This window comes from Rhodopseudomonas sp. WA056, assembly GCF_010906995.1.
Lineage (GTDB): Bacteria > Pseudomonadota > Alphaproteobacteria > Rhizobiales > Xanthobacteraceae > Rhodopseudomonas > Rhodopseudomonas palustris_G.
This window is the reverse complement of record NZ_QPFS01000237.1, coordinates 1-1,835: the sequence shown is the minus strand read 5'-3', so window position 1 is coordinate 1,835 and position 1,835 is coordinate 1. Positions and strand designations below refer to the sequence as shown.

General features: G+C 66.0%; 1 protein-coding gene and 1 pseudogene. Both read left to right on the top strand.

Translation table 11 applies throughout. The annotated features are described in order from the left end of the window. Positions 1-937: pseudogene (locus DU475_RS23715) on the top strand (DNA primase); the annotation flags it as partial. Between the two features lie 259 nt (positions 938-1,196). Next, positions 1,197-1,835 (top strand): RNA polymerase sigma factor region1.1 domain-containing protein (locus DU475_RS23710; protein WP_283812118.1); only part of this gene is annotated, 639 nt, incomplete at its 3' end.

Sequence of the window (1,835 nt, the reverse complement as noted above, 5' to 3'; positions counted from 1 at the left end):
CGAAGGGATCAGCGCGGCACGGCCGCTCGCCGACATGCTGTGGGCGCGCGAGGCCGAAGGCGGGATGTTCGCCACCCCGGAGCGGCGCGCCGCGCTGGAGGCGCGGATCAACGAGCTGTCGAACGGCATCCGCGACGAGATCGTGCGCCGGCATTATCGCCAGGATCTCACCGACCGTCTGCGCGCGGCGTTCGCGCCCGCCGGCGGCTTTGGCGGATTCGGTGGCGGCTTCCGCGGTGGGGGCGGCGGTGATTCGGGGCGGCGGTTCGCCCCGCGCGGCGGTTTTCCACAGGGGGGCGGCCGATTTGCCCCGCCCGGGCGTCCGGGACAACCGGCGCCAACGCTCGGCCGGGGCCCCTACCAGATTGCCAGCCCGGACCTGATTGCGAGCCCGATCATGCGCGGCCAGCGCTCGGCGATGTCCCGCCGCGAGGCCTTGATCCTGATCTCGCTGCTCAATCATCCCTGGCTGCTCGACGACCATCTGGAGGAAATCGCCGCGCTGGAATTCGCCCATCCGGAGGCGCACCGGCTGCGGGCGGCGATCATCGCCGCCTTCGCCCAGCATCACCACCGCGGCGACGATCCGGCCGGTCAGGCCGAAAAGCTCCGCGCAGATTTGGTTAAGGCAGGCTTATCCGAGCAATTGCAAAGGGTTGAGCGGGCGATCACGACCTCGGCGGTGTGGGCGGTCGGTCCTGCGGCGGCGCGCGAGGACGTCCTTTCAACGTGGCAGCAACTCGTTGCCTTGCATCGACAATCCCACTCCTTACTTAGGGAATTGAAGGATGCCGAGCTGGCCTTGGGTGACGACGGCAGCGAGGCGAACATGCAGTGGCTGAACGACGTCAAGGCGCGCCTGGCGCAGGTCGAGGGCACCGAGGCGCTGATCGAGGGATTCGGCGAATCCTCCGGCCGGTTCCAGCGCAGCGTGTGAGACGGTCGCGCGAGGCCCGGGGCGGTGGAACGAGTCGAAAAGACTCGCCAATCCCGGGAATTGGCTGCAAAAACAGGGTTAGTAAGGGCTTAACGCCATTCCGGTAGAAGGCCTTCGGGCGACCAATTTGGGTGACCAGCGACGGGATCGTGTGGGGGTGGCGCAGGTGGGCGCCGCCCTTTGTGCGTCTCTCCCGATCAGGCAAGTTTTCATGGCGGCGCGGTGACGCCTCGTCCGTGAGCGCGTTCAGGAGCAGTGGATGGCCAGCAAGGCAAAGACGGTTCAGGTGCAGGACAAGGACAAGGACGACAAGGTGGACGCGCCGGAGAAGGACTCCGTCGACGCTCCCTCGCCGCTCCTCGACCTGTCGGACGCGGCCGTCAAGAAGATGATCAAGCAGGCCAAGAAGCGCGGCTTCGTCACCTTCGATCAGCTCAACGAAGTGCTGCCCTCCGACACCACGTCGCCGGAGCAGATCGAAGACATCATGTCGATGCTGTCCGACATGGGCATCAATGTGTCCGAGGCGGAAGACACCGAGGCCGAAGAGGAAGAGGCCAAGGAAGAGGCCGACGAGGAGCTCGACAACGATCTGGTCGAAGTCACCGCCAAGGCCGTCACCGAGACCAAGAAGTCCGAGCCCGGCGAGCGCACCGACGATCCCGTCCGCATGTATCTGCGGGAGATGGGCACCGTCGAGCTGCTGTCGCGCGAGGGCGAAATCGCCATCGCCAAGCGGATCGAAGCTGGCCGCGAGGCGATGATCGCCGGGCTGTGCGAAAGCCCGCTGACGTTCCAGGCCATCATCATCTGGCGCGACGAACTCAACGAAGGAAAGATCTTCCTTCGCGACATCATCGATCTCGAAGCGACCTACGCCGGCCCCGAGGGCAAGAAC